The 14,933-nt window shown below is 71.4% G+C and carries 15 protein-coding genes; 10 read left to right on the top strand and 5 right to left on the bottom strand.

What is annotated here, in order from left to right:
- Positions 1-128: 128 nt before the first annotated feature.
- Positions 129-575, bottom strand: coding sequence for a PLD nuclease N-terminal domain-containing protein (locus tag A6A06_RS40305; protein WP_073769141.1), 447 nt, complete (start codon positions 573-575; stop codon positions 129-131).
- Positions 576-663: 88 nt separating this feature from the next.
- Here A6A06_RS40305 and A6A06_RS40300 point away from each other — a divergent pair, with 88 nt between their 5' ends.
- Both A6A06_RS40300 and mqnP read left to right on the top strand, forming a co-directional pair.
- A complete protein-coding gene (locus A6A06_RS40300; RefSeq protein WP_073769139.1) occupies positions 664-2,121 on the top strand; it encodes a menaquinone biosynthesis decarboxylase in 1,458 nt (485 codons plus the stop codon).
- A gap of 2 nt (positions 2,122-2,123) precedes the next feature.
- Positions 2,124-3,047 (top strand): menaquinone biosynthesis prenyltransferase MqnP, encoded by a 924-nt coding sequence (gene mqnP, locus A6A06_RS40295; protein ID WP_073769137.1) that lies wholly within the window; start codon positions 2,124-2,126, stop codon positions 3,045-3,047.
- Positions 3,048-3,156: 109 nt separating this feature from the next.
- Here the strand turns inward: mqnP and A6A06_RS40290 are convergent, their stop codons facing one another.
- Positions 3,157-3,762 (bottom strand): rhomboid family intramembrane serine protease, encoded by a 606-nt coding sequence (locus tag A6A06_RS40290; protein WP_073769135.1) that lies wholly within the window; start codon positions 3,760-3,762, stop codon positions 3,157-3,159.
- A 167-nt stretch (positions 3,763-3,929) separates the two neighbouring features.
- On the opposite strand from A6A06_RS40290, the gene A6A06_RS40285 reads away from it, so the two are divergent.
- On the top strand, positions 3,930-4,601 hold the full coding sequence (locus A6A06_RS40285; RefSeq protein ID WP_073769263.1) for a UbiX family flavin prenyltransferase: 672 nt from the start codon (positions 3,930-3,932) through the stop codon (positions 4,599-4,601).
- Here A6A06_RS40285 and A6A06_RS42460 read toward each other — a convergent pair.
- Positions 4,598-4,738: a hypothetical protein gene (locus A6A06_RS42460; protein WP_199931449.1), complete on the bottom strand. Its 141-nt coding sequence runs from the start codon at positions 4,736-4,738 to the stop codon at positions 4,598-4,600. The genes A6A06_RS40285 and A6A06_RS42460 overlap by 4 nt on opposite strands.
- A 131-nt stretch (positions 4,739-4,869) precedes the next feature.
- On the opposite strand from A6A06_RS42460, the gene A6A06_RS40280 reads away from it, so the two are divergent.
- The 5 genes from A6A06_RS40280 (at position 4,870) to A6A06_RS40260 (ending at position 9,562) form a co-directional block, all read left to right on the top strand.
- Complete coding sequence (locus A6A06_RS40280; RefSeq protein WP_030017842.1) at positions 4,870-5,325, top strand: Lrp/AsnC family transcriptional regulator; 456 nt, start codon at positions 4,870-4,872, stop codon at positions 5,323-5,325.
- A gap of 180 nt (positions 5,326-5,505) precedes the next feature.
- Entirely contained in the window at positions 5,506-6,672 is a 1,167-nt protein-coding gene (mqnE, locus tag A6A06_RS40275) for an aminofutalosine synthase MqnE (protein ID WP_073769133.1), read from the top strand.
- Positions 6,673-6,714: 42 nt separating this feature from the next.
- Positions 6,715-7,236 carry a GNAT family N-acetyltransferase gene (locus A6A06_RS40270; protein WP_073769131.1) on the top strand — a complete coding sequence of 174 codons (522 nt, stop codon included), beginning with the start codon at positions 6,715-6,717 and terminating at the stop codon, positions 7,234-7,236.
- Between the two features lie 226 nt (positions 7,237-7,462).
- Positions 7,463-7,753, top strand: coding sequence for a DUF4229 domain-containing protein (locus A6A06_RS40265; RefSeq protein WP_073769129.1), 291 nt, complete (start codon positions 7,463-7,465; stop codon positions 7,751-7,753).
- A gap of 441 nt (positions 7,754-8,194) precedes the next feature.
- The gene (locus tag A6A06_RS40260; protein WP_073769127.1) at positions 8,195-9,562 is read left to right on the top strand and encodes a dicarboxylate/amino acid:cation symporter; all 1,368 of its coding nucleotides are present in this window, start codon (positions 8,195-8,197) and stop codon (positions 9,560-9,562) included.
- 112 nt (positions 9,563-9,674) lie between these two features.
- Here the strand turns inward: A6A06_RS40260 and A6A06_RS40255 are convergent, their stop codons facing one another.
- Entirely contained in the window at positions 9,675-10,562 is an 888-nt protein-coding gene (locus tag A6A06_RS40255; protein WP_073769125.1) for an alpha/beta fold hydrolase, read from the bottom strand.
- A gap of 141 nt (positions 10,563-10,703) precedes the next feature.
- On the opposite strand from A6A06_RS40255, the gene A6A06_RS40250 reads away from it, so the two are divergent.
- The gene (locus A6A06_RS40250; RefSeq protein ID WP_073769123.1) at positions 10,704-11,366 is read left to right on the top strand and encodes a TetR/AcrR family transcriptional regulator; all 663 of its coding nucleotides are present in this window, start codon (positions 10,704-10,706) and stop codon (positions 11,364-11,366) included.
- A gap of 168 nt (positions 11,367-11,534) precedes the next feature.
- Here A6A06_RS40250 and A6A06_RS40245 read toward each other — a convergent pair whose 3' ends face one another.
- The gene (locus A6A06_RS40245) at positions 11,535-12,434 is read right to left on the bottom strand and encodes a MaoC family dehydratase (protein WP_073769121.1); all 900 of its coding nucleotides are present in this window, start codon (positions 12,432-12,434) and stop codon (positions 11,535-11,537) included.
- 325 nt (positions 12,435-12,759) lie between these two features.
- On the opposite strand from A6A06_RS40245, the gene A6A06_RS40240 reads away from it, so the two are divergent.
- A complete protein-coding gene (locus A6A06_RS40240) occupies positions 12,760-14,817 on the top strand; it encodes an AMP-dependent synthetase/ligase (protein ID WP_073769119.1) in 2,058 nt (685 codons plus the stop codon).
- Positions 14,818-14,933 lie beyond the last annotated feature (116 nt).

The following is a 14,933-nucleotide window of genomic DNA, read 5'->3' as shown; positions in this document are numbered from 1 at the left end:
TCCCGGTCCCTCACGACGGCCACTCTCCTCGTTCCCGGGCGGCCGGGCAACGCGCGGGACGTGATCGGACCGGCGTGTCAGGGGTGTGGGGGAGCGCGGGGCGGCGGTGAGCGCCGTCCGGCGGAGCGTCAGCCCTTCTTCGGCGGCGGGGTGTCGCCCTCGCCGCCGTCCGGCGAACCGTTCTCCTTGCGCCGCAGCTCTTCCTCGCGGCGCCGCAGGTCGTCCTCCCAGTCCTTCAGGTGCGCCTCGTCCTTCTTGCCCTCGTCCTTCCCGCCCTCGTCCTTGAGCGAGCGCAGGAAGTCGGGGTTGTCGTCCGGCGCGACCCACTTCGGGGCCGGGCCGCGCCCGGCCCGGGGCCACGGCGACGGCGCGCCGCCGCCCGCGTGCTCCCGCCGGGGGCGGCCGGCGACGAGCCAGGCGACCGGCCCGATCAGCACCTCGCCGAACAGCAGGATGATGAAGACCCAGGCGATCTTCGGCAGGCCGCGTACCTGGTTCTCCGGCGTGTTCAGGCAGTCGATGAACGCGTAGATCCACAGCGCCAGGATCAAGAGGAACGGCAGATACCTGAGCATTGCGGAAGCAGCCCCCCAGAGCTGACGGGCGGGCCTCGGCGGGGCCCGGTGACCCGTCCAGGGTAGTCCGTACCGGATACTGGAACGCATGGCTTATGACGATCTTCGCTCGTTCCTGCGCGCGCTCGACCGGGAGGGCGACCTCAAGCGCATCAAGGCCGAGGTCGACCCCCACCTGGAAGTCGGCGAGATCGTCGACCGGGTGCAGAAGTCCGGCGGCCCGGCGCTGCTCTTCGAGAACGTCAAGGGCTCGTCGATGCCGCTGGCGATGAACGTGTACGGCACGGACCGCCGGCTGCTCAAGGCGCTCGGCCTGACGTCGTACGACGACATCAGCGACAAGATCGGCGGCCTGCTCAAGCCCGAGCTGCCGCACGGCTTCGTCGGTGTGCGCGAGGCGTTCGGCAAGCTGGCGGACATGGCGCACGTACCGCCGAAGAAGGTCAAGGGCGACAGCGCCCAGGTCCAGGAGGTCGTGCTCCAGGGCGACGAGGTGGACCTGGAGCGGCTGCCCGCGCTGTTCACCTGGCCGCAGGACGGCGGGTCGTTCTTCAACCTGGGCCTGACCCACACCAAGCACCCGGAGACCGGCGTGCGGAACCTGGGCCTGTACCGCCTCCAGCGCCACGACAAGCGCACCATCGGCATGCACTGGCAGATCCACAAGGACAGCCGCAACCACTACCAGGTGGCCGCCCGGCGCGGCGAGAAGCTGCCGGTCGCCATCGCCTTCGGCTGCCCGCCGGCCGTCACCTACGCCTCCACCGCGCCGCTGCCCGGCGACATCGACGAGTACCTGTTCGCGGGGCTCGTCCAGGGCAAGCGCATCGAGATGGTGGACTGCAAGACCGTCCCGCTCCAGGTCCCGGCCAACGCCGAGGTCGTGCTGGAGGGCTGGCTGGAGCCGGGCGAGATGCTGCCGGAGGGGCCCTTCGGCGACCACACCGGCTTCTACACGCCGCAGGAGCCGTTCCCCGCGCTGACCATCGACTGTGTGACGATGCGCAAGCGGCCGCTGCTCCAGTCGATCGTGGTCGGACGGCCGCCGACGGAGGATGGGCCGCTGGGCCGGGCCACCGAGCGGTTCTTCCTGCCGCTGCTGAAGATCATCGTGCCGGACATCGTCGACTACCACCTGCCCGAGTCCGGCGGCTTCCACAACTGCGCGATCGTCTCGATCGACAAGAAGTACCCCAAGCACGCGCAGAAGGTCATGCACGCCATCTGGGGCGCGCACATGATGTCGCTGACCAAGCTGATCATCGTGGTCGACGCCGACTGTGACGTGCACAACCTGCACGAGGTGTCCTGGCGGGCCCTCGGCAACACGGACTACGCGCGCGACCTGACCGTCGTCGAGGGGCCGGTCGACCACCTCGACCACGCCTCGTACCAGCAGTTCTGGGGCGGCAAGGCGGGCATCGACGCGACGAAGAAGCTGCCCGAGGAGGGGTACACGAGGGACGGCGGCTGGCCGGAGATGGTCGAGTCGGACAGCGTGACGGCGGCGAAGGTCGACCGCCGCTGGAAGGAGTACGGGTTCTAGACATGAGCGCCGATTCAGCGACACCGGATCTCTTCGCCCCGGAACCCGCACCGCCCGGCCGGGTGAAGGCCTTCCTGCGGCTGGTGATGATCGAGCACTCGGTCTTCGCGCTGCCCTTCGCCTACATCGCCTCGCTGACCGCGATGCACCAGTGGGACAGGACCATCCACTGGACCAAGCTGCTGCTGGTCACGGTCGCGATGGTGGGCCTGCGGACGTTCGCGATGGCCGCCAACCGCATCATCGACCGGGAGATCGACGCCCGTAACCCGCGCACCGCGGGCCGTGAGCTGGTCACCGGCGCGGTGAGCGTACGGTCCGCGTGGACCGGCGCGCTGATCGCCGTGGTGTTCTTCCTCGGCGCCGCGGCGCTGCTCAACCCGCTGTGCCTGGCGCTGGCGCCGATCGCGGTGATCCCGATGGTCGTCTACCCGTACGGGAAGCGGTTCACGAACTTCCCGCACGCGATCCTGGGCCTGGCCCAGGCGATGGGCCCGGTCGGCGCCTGGGTGGCGATCAGCGGGACCTGGTCCTGGGACGCGGTGATCCTGGGGCTGGCGGTCGGCGTCTGGATCGGCGGCTTCGACCTGATCTTCGCCTGTCAGGACGTGCAGGCCGACCGGGCACACGGCGTGAAGTCCGTACCGGCCCGCTTCGGCATCCCGGCGGCCCTGCACGGCGCCCGCGCCAGCCACGCCGTCACCACGGCGCTGCTGGTCTGGTACGCGCTCGCCACCCACGCCGGGGCGTTCTTCTGGCTCGGTCTGGTGATCGTCGTCGGCGCCTTCCTCTACGAGCACACCATCGTGCGCCCGCACGACCTGTCCCGGCTCAACCGGGCCTTCTTCCAGGTCAACGGGTTCATCGGGATAGCGCTGTTCGTCTGCGCGCTGCTCGACCTGTTCGTACGCGGCCTGACGCTCTGAGCCAGGGCGCTCTGAGCCGCGGCGCTCCGGGGGCGGCCGCCTTCGGAGCGCCGTACGCCGGAGGGCCGTACGCCGGAGCGCCCCCGCGCGGGCCGGGCCCCCGGCCCGCCTACGGGATCGGCCGGGCGTCCGCGCCGGGTATCCGCCCGGCCGGGCGCTGCCGGAAGACGAACGCCGCCAGCACGCCGCCCACCAGGCCGAACAGATGGCCCTGCCAGCTGACGCCGCCGGCGGTCGGCAGCGCGCCCCACAGGATCGAGCCGTACACCGCGGCGACCAGCACGCCGAGGCCGATGTCCAGCGGCTTGCGGTCGATGAAGCCGCGTATCAGGAGATAGCCGAAGAGGCCGAAGACGACGCCCGAGGCGCCGGCCGTGTTGCTCCCGGCGGGGGCGGTCAGCCAGACGCCCAGGCCGCTGGTGAGCGCGATGAGCAGGGCCACCCCGGCGAAGCGGCGCAGGCCGCTGCGGAGCGCGGCGAGGAAGCCGAGGAGCAGCAGCGGCAGGGTGTTGGCCGTCAGGTGGTCGAAGCCGAAGTGCACGAAGGCGGCGGGCAGCACGTCGGCCAGCTCGCCCATCTCGCGCGGGCGCACGCCGAAGGTGTCCAGCGCGTTGCCGGAAGCGGCGTCGGCGATCTCCAGGACCCACAGCAGCGCGACCCAGCCCAGCATCACCGCGGCGGCGGGCCCGGCGCGCTCCCTCGCTCGTGTCGTCATCGGCGGCACCTTCCTTTCCCCGTTCACTGGGACAAACGGCTGTGACGGGTCCGCTGGTTCCGCCGGATAGGCTCGATCCCGTGGAACCGCAGGACAACAACCCCAGTCAGACCGGTGTCACAAGGCCCGGCGGGCACTCCGCCCGGCCGGCCGCCGGGTCCGCCGACGTGCCCCGCCGCCCTTGGGTGGTGGGTGTCTCCGGCGCGTCCGGCACGCCGTACGCGGCGTCCGTGGTGCGCGGCCTGCTCGCGGCCGGGGAGGCGGTGGACCTGATCGTCAGCCGGGCCTCGCGGCTGACGCTGCTGGACGAGACCGGAATCTCCTTCCGGGACGCGCACTGGCGCGCGGACCTGCGGGAGTGGCTGGCGCGCGGCGCGGACGGCAAGCCGGGGACGTTCGATGTCACGGAGGCGGACCTGGACCGGGTGCGGTACTGGCCGGCCGGTGATCTCGCCGCGGGGCCGTCGTCGGGCTCGTACCCGGTCAAGGGCATGCTGATCGTGCCGGCGAGCACGGCGTGTGTGGCGGGGGTGGCGCTCGGGCTGTCGAAGGACCTGCTCCAGCGGGTGGCGAGCGTGACGCTCAAGGAGCGCAGGAGACTGGTGGCCGCGGTGCGGGAGACCCCGCTGAACGGGCAGACCCTCAGGCATCTGGTGACGCTGGACGAGGCGGGCGCTGTCGTGCTGCCCGCCTCGCCGGCGTTCTATGCGGGAGCGACGCACATCCAGGATCTGGTGGACTTCGTCGCGGGCCGGGTGCTGGATGCGGCGGGCGTGCCGCACCGGCTCTACCGGCGGTGGGTCGGGGAGCTCGGATCGGGCTCCAAGGAGGAGAACTAGCGCTTCTTGGCGGTGGAGCCGTTGCGGCCGAAGAGGCGCTTGCCCTGAGCCGGGGCGGCAGGACGGTGGGCACGTGAACGATTGGCCAGGTCCTGCAGCTCGCGCATACGGGCGTAGGCCATCTCGATCGAGTACACGGTGACATCTCCTGTGAAAGATCGTCTTTGATCAACTGAAATTGACGGTTCTACAGGGTCGAAGCCCCTGTATGCCTTAGATTCTACACGTACAAGCCGGGTTTGCAGAGTGAATGGAAGGTCAAGGGCGTATGGATGCCGTAGATAGGCAGCTCATCCAGGCACTGCGGGAGAACGGCAGGGCCTCGTACGCGGAGCTGGGCCGGCTCGTGGGCCTGTCCGGGCCCAGCGTCACCGACCGGATCAACCGCCTGGAGGCGGCCGGCGTGATCACCGGCTACCGCGCGACCGTCGACGCGGCCTCCCTGGGCCTGGGCGTCACCGCCCTCGTCGGCATCTCCCTGTCGGACGCGGCCGACCACGAGGACGTGGCCATGCGGCTGCGCGACCTCGCGGAGATCGAGGACGCCTGGTTCATCGCGGGCGACGACTCGTACATGCTCAAGGTCCGGGTCGGCGACGTGGACGGGCTGGAGCGCACCATCCGCAGGCTCTCCGGCACCAAGGGCGTCTCCCGTACGCGCACCACCATCGTGCTCTCCACCAAGTGGGAGAACCGCGTCGGCGAGCTCCCCGAGGACGCGTAGGGCGGCGCCCCGGGGGCCGCGGCGCCCGGAGAACGACACGCAGGACCCCGCTTCCGCGCCTGTACGGCGGGCTCCCGGCCGTACAGGCATGGGGGCCCGGCCGGGCCGGAATACGGGGGAGTACGCTCGGTGAAGCCCGATTTTGGCAGAGATATGGGAGGCGGCCGGATGACTGCATCCATGGATGTGGGTCTCAAGCGCGAGCTGGAGGACAAGGTCCGGTCCGGGGAGCGGCTGACCCGCGAGGACGGCATCGCCCTCTACGAGAGCGACGACCTGGCGTGGCTGGGCGGACTCGCCCACGAGGTGCGCACGCGCAAGAACGGCGACGTCGTGCACTTCAACGTCAACCGTCACCTCAACATGACCAACGTGTGCACCGCCTCGTGCGCGTACTGCTCCTTCCAGCGCAAGCCCGGCGAGAAGGACGCGTACACGATGCGCATCGAGGAGGCCGTCCGCCTCGCCAAGGCGATGGAGGGCGACAACCTCACCGAGCTGCACATCGTCAACGGCCTGCACCCGACCCTGCCGTGGCGCTACTACCCGCGCTCGCTCAGCGCCCTCAAGGAGGCGCTGCCCGACACGGTCTCCCTCAAGGCGTTCACCGCCACCGAGATCCACCACTTCGAGAAGATCTCCGGGCTGCCCGCCTCCGAGATCCTCGACGAGCTGATCGACTCCGGTCTGGAGTCGCTGACCGGCGGCGGCGCGGAGATCTTCGACTGGGAGGTGCGCCAGCACATCGTCGACCACGACACCCACTGGGAGGACTGGTCGCGCATCCACCGCCTGGCGCACGAGAAGGGTCTGAAGACCCCGGCGACGATGCTGTACGGGCACATCGAGGAGCCCCGGCACCGCGTCGACCACGTGCTGCGCCTGCGCGAGCTGCAGGACGAGACGGGCGGCTTCCAGGTCTTCATCCCGCTGCGCTACCAGCACGACTTCGTGGACATGAAGGACGGCAAGGTCCGCAACAAGCTCCAGGCGCGCACCACGATGGCGACCGGGGCCGAGGCGCTGAAGACCTTCGCCGTCTCCCGGCTGCTGTTCGACAACGTGCCGCACGTGAAGGTCTTCTGGGTCATGCACGGCGTGCAGACCGCGCAGCTCGCGCTCCAGCACGGCGCCGACGACATGGACGGCTCGGTCGTCGAGTACAAGATCACGCACGACGCGGACAACTACGGCACGCCGAACAAGCTCACCCGCGACGACCTGCTGGACCTGATCCGCGACGCGGGCTTCCGGCCGGTCGAGCGCAACACCCGCTACGAGACCATCCGGGAGTACCCGGGCCCGGACGCGGAGCGCCGCGAGGCACCGCAGCCGATGCGGGTGTGACACCCGAGGCGGGTGTTACCCGGGGCGCATAGGGTCCGCACCATGGATCTGCGCTTCGACCTGGACCCCGCCGTCACCCCCGAACTCACCGACGGCATCCGGACGCTGTGGGCCGAAGTGTCCAACGCGGGGGGTGCCGTCGGTTGTGTGCCGCCGGTGACGGCCGAGGACGTACGCCCCGACCTGCTCGCCCACCTGGTGGCGATGTCGGAGGGGCGCGCCCGGCTGATCGTGGGCCGCGACGGACGCGACCGGGTGCTGGCGACCGCGTTCCTCCACCTCAACCAGCACCGCCTGATGAAGCACTGGCTGTGGGTCTACACCGTGATGGTGCACCCCTGCCTCCAGGGGCAGGGCGCGGGCCGCGCGCTGATGGCGGCCGTCGACGAGGCCGCCCGCGCGACCGACGGCATCGAGAGCATCCGGCTCACCTGCCGCGGCGGCATCGGCGTCGAGCACTTCTACGGCTCCTGCGGCTACCGGGAGGTCGGCCGGGTGCCGTCGGCGATCAAGCTGGCCGACGACGACCACCGGGACGACATCACGATGTGGCGGGTGCTGTAGCGGGACGGGCGGGAGCTGTGGCCGCCGGATGTGGCGGGAGCCGTGGCCGGGCGAGGCGGGAGCCGTGGCCGGACGCGTGCCGGTGGCCGGACGGGGGCCGGTGCCCGGACGGGGGGTTCCGGCGCGGTGTGTTCCGTTCATGGCAGGGGCCCGAAAAGATCACGAATCGGGCTGTGCTTGACTGGACGCAGACCCTTTCGGTAGTCGTCGTGAAGAAGGTCCGCCCGTGAGTAGCCAGAAGTTCGCCACGCTCCGCTACACCGCCCTGCGCCTGGGGATCTTCGTCGTGTGCTTCGCGCTGGTCTGGGTGCTGGCGTACTTCCACATCATTCCCCTCGGCGTGGGCAGCGCCAACGCCGTATGGCTGCTGCTGCTCTCCGTCGTGATCTCCGCGCCGCTGAGCTTCGTGCTGCTGCGCAAGCAGCGGGACGCGATGTCCGAGCAGATCGTGGCGAAGGTGGACCGGCAGAAGGCCCGTATCTCGGCCAGCGCCCGCCAGGAGGACGGCCTCCTGTAGCCCGGTCACGGCGGCCGCCACCCGACGGCCCCGCGCCCGCGCCCCGCGGCCCTGCGCCCCGCGGCGCTGTAAGCCGCCTCACAGCCGACGGATGCCCCGTAGCGGAGAACCCCTCCGCGACGGGGCATCACGCGTTCCACCAGGCATCACAGCCGCCTCCCGCCCCTCCTGCCCAAAGAATTTCTTTGGGTTCCCCAAAGTTCAAGTGTTAACGTGTTCGACATGAAGACAGCAGCAGCGCACCACATGTCCACGGGCGTCCCGCTCGTGGCGCGCCTGCACGTCGATCTTTGCCGCTGCATGTCCGCGGCCTGTTGCCGCCGCTGACCTTCCTGTCACCGCAGCGGCCGGAGATCCCGTACGGATCGATACGGACCTCCTTTCTCCTGGCGCTGTCCGCCGTTTCCTTCCCGACGCCTGTCTGTCCACGGAGTGTGTCCGTTGTCCACCACGTCTTCCGAGACCTCGCGGTCCACCGAGACCGCCAGATCCTCCCGCCGCATACCCAAGGTCCCGTTCTGGGCCCAGATCCTGCTCGGCCTCGTCCTCGGTGTGCTGCTCGGCTGGATCGCCAAGAGCGGTGACGTCTCCTGGCTGAAGACCACCCTCGACACCATCGGCGACCTCTTCGTCCAGCTCCTCAAGCTGGCCGTGGCACCGCTGGTCTTCTTCGCCATCCTGGTCTCGATCACCAACCTGCGGCAGGTCAACAACGCCGCCCGGCTGGCCACCCGCACCCTGCTGTGGTTCATGGTCACCTCGCTGATCGCGGTCGCCATCGGCATGGCGATCGGCCTGATCAGCAACCCCGGCGCGGGCACCGGGCTGACGCCCAAGGACGGCAAGCTCCCCGAGCACGCCGGCTCCTGGATCGACTTCCTGACCGGCATCGTCCCCAAGGACGTCATCACGCCGTTCACCGAGCTGAAGGTCATGCAGATCGTCTTCATGGCGACGGTGGCCGGCATCGCCGCCCTGAAGCTGGGCGACCGCGCCGAGCCGGTGCTGCGCCTGAGCCGCTCCGCGCTGGAGCTGCTCCAGAAGGCCCTGTGGTGGGTCATCCGCCTCGCCCCGATCGGCTCGCTCGGCCTGATCGGCTACGCCATCGCGGACTACGGCTGGGACCTGATCAGCAAGTACGCGACCTTCACCGTCGACATCTACGTCGGCTGCGCGATCGTCCTGTTCGGCGTCTACCCGCTGCTGCTGTCGGTCTTCGCCAAGGTCAACCCGCTGCAGTTCTTCAAGGGCGCCTGGCCCGCCATCCAGCTGGCGTTCGTCTCCCGCTCCTCGGTCGGCACCATGCCGCTGACCCAGAAGGTCACCGAGCGCCTGGGCGTCCCGAAGGAGTACGCGTCCTTCGCGGTGCCCTTCGGGTCGACGACCAAGATGGACGGCTGCGCCTCGATCTACCCGGCGCTCGCCGCGATCTTCATCGCGCAGATCTTCGACGTCGACCTGGGCATCGGCGACTACGTCCTGATCGCCTTCGTCTCGGTCATCGGCTCGGCGGCCACCGCGGGCCTGACGGGCGCCACCGTCATGCTGACCCTGACCCTGTCCACGCTCGGCCTCCCGCTGGAGGGCGTCGGCCTGCTGATGGCCATCGACCCGATCCTGGACATGATGCGGACGGCCACGAACGTCGCCGGCCAGGTCGTCGTGCCGATCCTGGTCTCGGCCAAGGAGAAGATCCTGGACCGCGACGCGTACGCCCGTGCCGCCGGTGTGGAGCTGGAGGACGGTGCGGCGGGCGAGCCCGAGCAGCCCGAGCAGAAGGTGTCGGTCCCGGCGCCCGCCGGGGCGTAGCACCGGCTCCGGCCCGCGCCGCCCGACCGCGGTGACCTGAACGCCGGACGGACTGGGATGTCCCAGCCCGTCCGGCGTTTCGCGTGCGCCTGCGTCTGTACGCGCCCTCCGCTCAGCCCGCCTCCCCCGTATGCGCGAGAATCGCCGCCGCCAGCGGCCCCTGCACTTCGGGCGGCAGGGCGTGGCCCATGCCCGGGATCTCCACCAGGCGGGCGCCCCCGATGACCTGGGCGAGGTGGTGCGGATGCGGTGGCGGGAAGACCGGTTCGGCGGGGGCGCTGATGACGAGGACGGGGACCCGGACGGCGGCCAGGGCTTCGGTGCGCAGCATGCCCGAGTCGTCGGCGCGGCCGTGCGCGGTGGAGACGTCGTACCGGCCGGTGTGCTCGATGATCCGGCGTTCCAGGCGGCGGAAGTGACCGGCGTCGAAGGGGAGCCGGGTGCCGCTCAGTGCCCGCCAGTGCTCCACGCGGCGGTCGAGTTCGGCCTCCAGGCCGTGGTCCTCGACGGGGCGGGCCCACAGCTCCAGCAGCTCCGGCGCGATGCCGGGCAGCCCGGTGGCGGGGACCCGCGTGCCGTCCGGGCGGGTGTACGGGGTGGCGCTCAGCGCCGAGGTGCCCAGCAGGCTGGCGCTCAGTACCCGGCCGGGGTGGTCGGCGAGGGCGAGCTGCGTCAGCATCCCGCCGAGCGACATCCCCACCAGGTGCGCCCGCTCGACCCCGAGGCCGTCGAGGACGCGGACGGCATCCTGCGCCAGGTCCGTGACGCGGTACGGCCGCTGGTCGAAGGACCAGGTGGAGCGGCCGGTGTCGCGGTGGTCGTAACGGATGACCCGGTGGTGGACGGCGAGCGCGTTCACGAACGGCTCCGGCCAGCCCAGGCCGGACGCCTGCGCACCCATGAGGAGCAGCAGCGGGGGCGCGTCGGCCGCGCCGCGCTGCTCGGTCCACAGGCGCACGCCGGTGCCCGCTTCGACGAACTGCTGATGCGTCAGCTGCATGGGGGAGGGCCTTCCGCCGGACCGAGTCGAGACGAGTCGTATCGTCTCGTTATGAGGGCGATCACGTCAAGGGGCGTCGGACAAGGCGGGAAAACGTAAACTTACTTGGCGGTAAAGGGGTGGGACGGAAGGGCAATTGGCGTGGGAGCTGTGAAGAGCAAGCGAATGCCGCGGGCCGTACGGGAGCAGCAGATGCTGGACGCGGCCGTGCTGACCTTCGCGCGGCGCGGTTACCGGGCGGCCTCGATGGACGAGATCGCCGAGGTGGCCGGCGTGTCGAAGCCGCTGGTCTATCTGTACCTGAACTCCAAGGAGGAGCTGTTCAGCGCCGTGATCCGGCGGGAGTCGGCGGCGCTCGCCGAGGCGGTACGGGCCGCGGTGGAGCCGGACGCGTCCGCCGACCGGCAGCTGTGGAGCGGGCTGAAAGGATTCTTCGCTCATACGGCCGAACACCCGGACGGCTGGGCGGTGCTGCACCAGCAGGCCCGTACCCAGGGAGAACCGTTCGCGGTCGAAGTCGCCGCGATGCGGGCGGAGATCGTCGAGTTCGTCACGGCGATGATCGGCGCGGCGGCCCAGGAGGCGGGCTGCGACCGGGAACCCGCCGCCCGCGAGGTGTCCGGCCTGGCGCACGCCCTGGTGGGCGCCGCCGAATCGCTGGCCGACTGGGCCAACGCGCGCGACGGCGGGATGCCCTCCGGGGAGCGCCCGTCGGCCAAGGACACGGCGGCGACGCTGATGAACTTCGCATGGGCGGGGCTGGGGCGGCTGATGGGCGGAGAGCGGTGGTCGCCGGGCGGGTGAGGGGCACAACCGCCGGGCGGCGGGCGGGGACGGGGGTGCACCGCCGGGCGGCGGGCGGGTGCAGGGGTGTGCCGCCGGGAGGCGGGTGAGGGCCCCCGCCGGGCGGCAGGTGAGGGGTGCACCGTCGGCCCGGAGGCGGCCGCGTCGCCCCGGGCCGAACCGTGTGCGTCACACGTCCGTCTCCACCCTCCCCTCCAGGTGGATACGGGACCGGCCCTCGGGGCCGCCGCGCAGCTGGAACGCGCCGCCGTTGCGCGTGGTCTCGTACGCGTACGAGACGGTGGCGGGCAGCAGCACCGGGGCGCGGAACTCCGCCGATATCCGCAGCGTCGGCGTACCCGGCAGCACCGCCTCGGCCGCGCAGCGCGCGAAGGTCCACATGCCGTGCGCGATGGCGCGCGGGAAGCCGAGCGGGCGGGCCGTGAGGGCGTGGAGGTGGATCGGGTTGTAGTCGCCGGACACGGCGGCGTGGCGGCGGCCGAGGTCGGCGGGCAGGCGCCACCGGGCGCGTACGGGCAGCTCGCGGGGGCCGGGTGATAGGGCGTCGGAGCGCCGGGGCTCCCCGCTGCCCGCCGTCCGGTGCCGGGCCAGGTAGGTGCTCCGGTCGTGCCACACCAGCGCGTCCGCGCGGCGCGCCTCGGTGGTCATGACGACCTCGGTGCCGCGCCGGTGCGGGCGCAACGCACCGGCGAACACGGTCAGTTCGAGCAGGTCGGTGGGGTGCAGCGGCGTGTACTGGGTGATCTCGATGCCGGTGTGCACCAGGCCGAGCATCGGCAGCGGGAACTCCCGCGCGCTCATCAGCCGTGCGGCCAGCGGGAATCCGAGGATGTGCGGATAGGTGACGGGCAGCGGGGCGGCGGCCTCGTACCCGCAGACCCGGGCGTAGGCGGCGGCCCGGCCCAGTCCGATCCGGGCGGCGGGCAGGACGAGGCGGGTGGGCGGCAGTTCGGCATCCGGCCGCGGGTGCTTGCCGAACCCGGTCAGGACGCCCTTGGCCAGTACGGGCATGAGCCGTGGCGGGCGGGACAGGCCGGTGCTCGCGCCGCCCGGCGCGTCGCCCGGCATCAGGCGCCCCGCCGGTGCGGTGCGCGCGGCGGATGGTCCGTGCGGGAGACCAGGAGGGGGGCCGGAGCCGAATCGGTGGGAGGAAGACGGTGTTCGGGCATTGGCCAACTCCTGGTCCTCGCGTAAATTTACTTGGAAGTAAGGTTACTGTCGGGTCAGGTGCTGGTCGAGGGCGCGAACCTGCGGGCCGCGCGCCCTCCACGGCCGCCGAACGGGCCTGCTCCACCGGCTCGTTGAGGCAGCTCGTCGAGGCAGCTCGTCGAGGCAGACAGGCCGCTGCGCCGTCGGCCGGCCGCCACGCCCACCGTGAGACGAGGAGCCGCTCGTGTCCAGTCAGCAACTGCAAGGCGGGCCACCGGCGCCCGCTCTCGTGGAGCCGCGCACGCGGGTGCGGGGCGGGGTCGTGCGGGAGGTGTCCGTACCGCCGCTGGTGCCGCCGGTGCGGACCGGTGCGCTGGGAGACATTCCCTTCGACAACGCCGCGCAAGCGCCCGGTGAGGTGGTGCTTGCGCGCAAGACGGCGGGCAGGGAGGCCGGGGGCGCGTGGCGGGACGTGAGCGCCGCCGAGTTCGCCGCCGAAGTGCTCGCCGTGGCCAAGGGGCTGATCGCCCACGGACTGCGGGCGGGCGACCGGCTGGCGATCATGGCCCGGACGACGTACGAGTGGACGCTGGTCGACTTCGCCGCATGGGCGGCCGGGCTGGTCACCGTGCCCGTGTATCCGACCTCCTCGGCCCACCAGGCGCACTGGATCCTGCGGGACTCGGGTGCGGTGGCCTGTTTCGTGGAGAGTGTCGAACAGGCCCGGCTGGTGAGCGGCGTACGGTCCGGGCTCCCCGGGCTGCGCCACCTGTGGCAGTTCGACACCGGCGCCGTGCAGCAGATCGTGTCGGCCGGGCGGCAGGTGCCGGACGCGCTGGTGACCGAGCGGCGGGCGGTCACCGGCCCCGGCAGCATCGCCACCCTCGTCTACACCTCCGGTACCACCGGCCGTCCGAAAGGCTGCGTCCTGACCCACGGCAACTTCTTCGCCGAGGTGGACAACGCCGTCGAACTGCTGCACCCGGTCTTCAGGTCGGTCAGCAGCGAGCCCGCCTCGACGCTGCTCTTCCTGCCCCTGTCGCACGTCTTCGGCCGGATGGTCGCGGTCGGCTGTCTGCGCGCCCGGGTACGGCTCGGCCACGCGCCCAGCATCCGCACCGAGGACCTCCTCGCCGACCTGGCCGCCTTCCGTCCGACGTTCCTGCTCGCGGTCCCCTACGTCCTGGAGAAGGTCTACAACACCGGCCGGGCCACCGCCGAGAAGATGGGCCGGGCCGCCTCCTTCGACCGCGCCGCCACGATCGCCCGGCGCTACGGGGAAGCCGTCGAGGCGAAGGAGCACGGCAAGGGCAGCGGTCCCGGCGTGGCGCTGAAGGCCGCCCGCCGGCTGTACGACCCGCTGGTCTACCGCCGTATCCGCGCCGCACTCGGCGGCCGGGTCCGCTACGCGATCTGCGGCGGCTCCCCGCTCGGGCACCGCCTCGCGGCCTTCTACGCGGGCGCGGGCGTCGAGATCTTCGAGGGGTACGGGCTCACCGAGACCACCGCGGCGGCCACCCTCACCCCGCCGCTCAGGCCCCGGATCGGCACGGTGGGCTGGCCGCTGCCCGGCACCGCCGTACGGATCGCGGAGGACGGGGAGGTGCTGCTGCGCGGCGGGCAGGTCTTCACCGGCTACTGGGACGCCGCGTCCGAGGGGCCGCTGCCGTCCGGGGAGATGCGTGAGGTGGGAGAGTTGAGGGAGGCGGGGGAGTTCCACGAGGCCGGAGACACGTACGAGGCCGGAGATGCTTACGCGGCGGGGGAGTTGGACGAGACGGGAGGTGGGGCCGGGGCCGGTCGCGGTGGGTGGCTGGCGACCGGTGACATCGGTGCTCTGGACGGGGACGGCTACCTGACCATCACCGGCCGCAAGAAGGAGCTGATCGTCACCTCCGGCGGCAAGAACGTCGCCCCGGCCCCACTGGAGGACCGGCTGCGGGCACATCCGCTCGTCGGCCAGTGCATGGTCGTCGGCGATGACCGCCCGTACATCACCGCGCTGGTCACGCTGGAGCCGGACGGGCTGGCGCACTGGCGGCAGATGCGGAAGAAGCAGCAGGTGCCGCTGGCCGAACTGGTCCACGACGAGGCGCTGCTGGCCGATCTCCAGGGCGCCGTGGACGACGCCAACCAGCTGGTCTCGCGCGCCGAGTCGATACGCCGGTTCACCGTGCTGCCGGTCGACTTCACGGAGGAGTCCGGTCATCTCACCCCGTCCCTGAAGCTGAAGCGGGCCGCCATCGCCCGCGACTTCGCCAAGGAGACGGAGGAGTTGTACGGAACGGGTGCGTCGTCCTGATGTCCCGTTGCGCGCTGTACTGATGTTCCGTTAACTGACCCCCGGGTAACATCGGGTGCGCCCGGCCCGGCAGACCGGAACCCCGTGTCACCTCTGTGGGGGAAGTGGCACGGGGT

Source organism: Streptomyces sp. CB02923 (assembly GCF_001905005.1).
Taxonomy (GTDB): Bacteria; Actinomycetota; Actinomycetes; order Streptomycetales; family Streptomycetaceae; genus Streptomyces.
The sequence above is the reverse complement of the archived record's forward strand: the minus strand, read 5'-3'. Positions and strand labels throughout refer to the sequence as shown.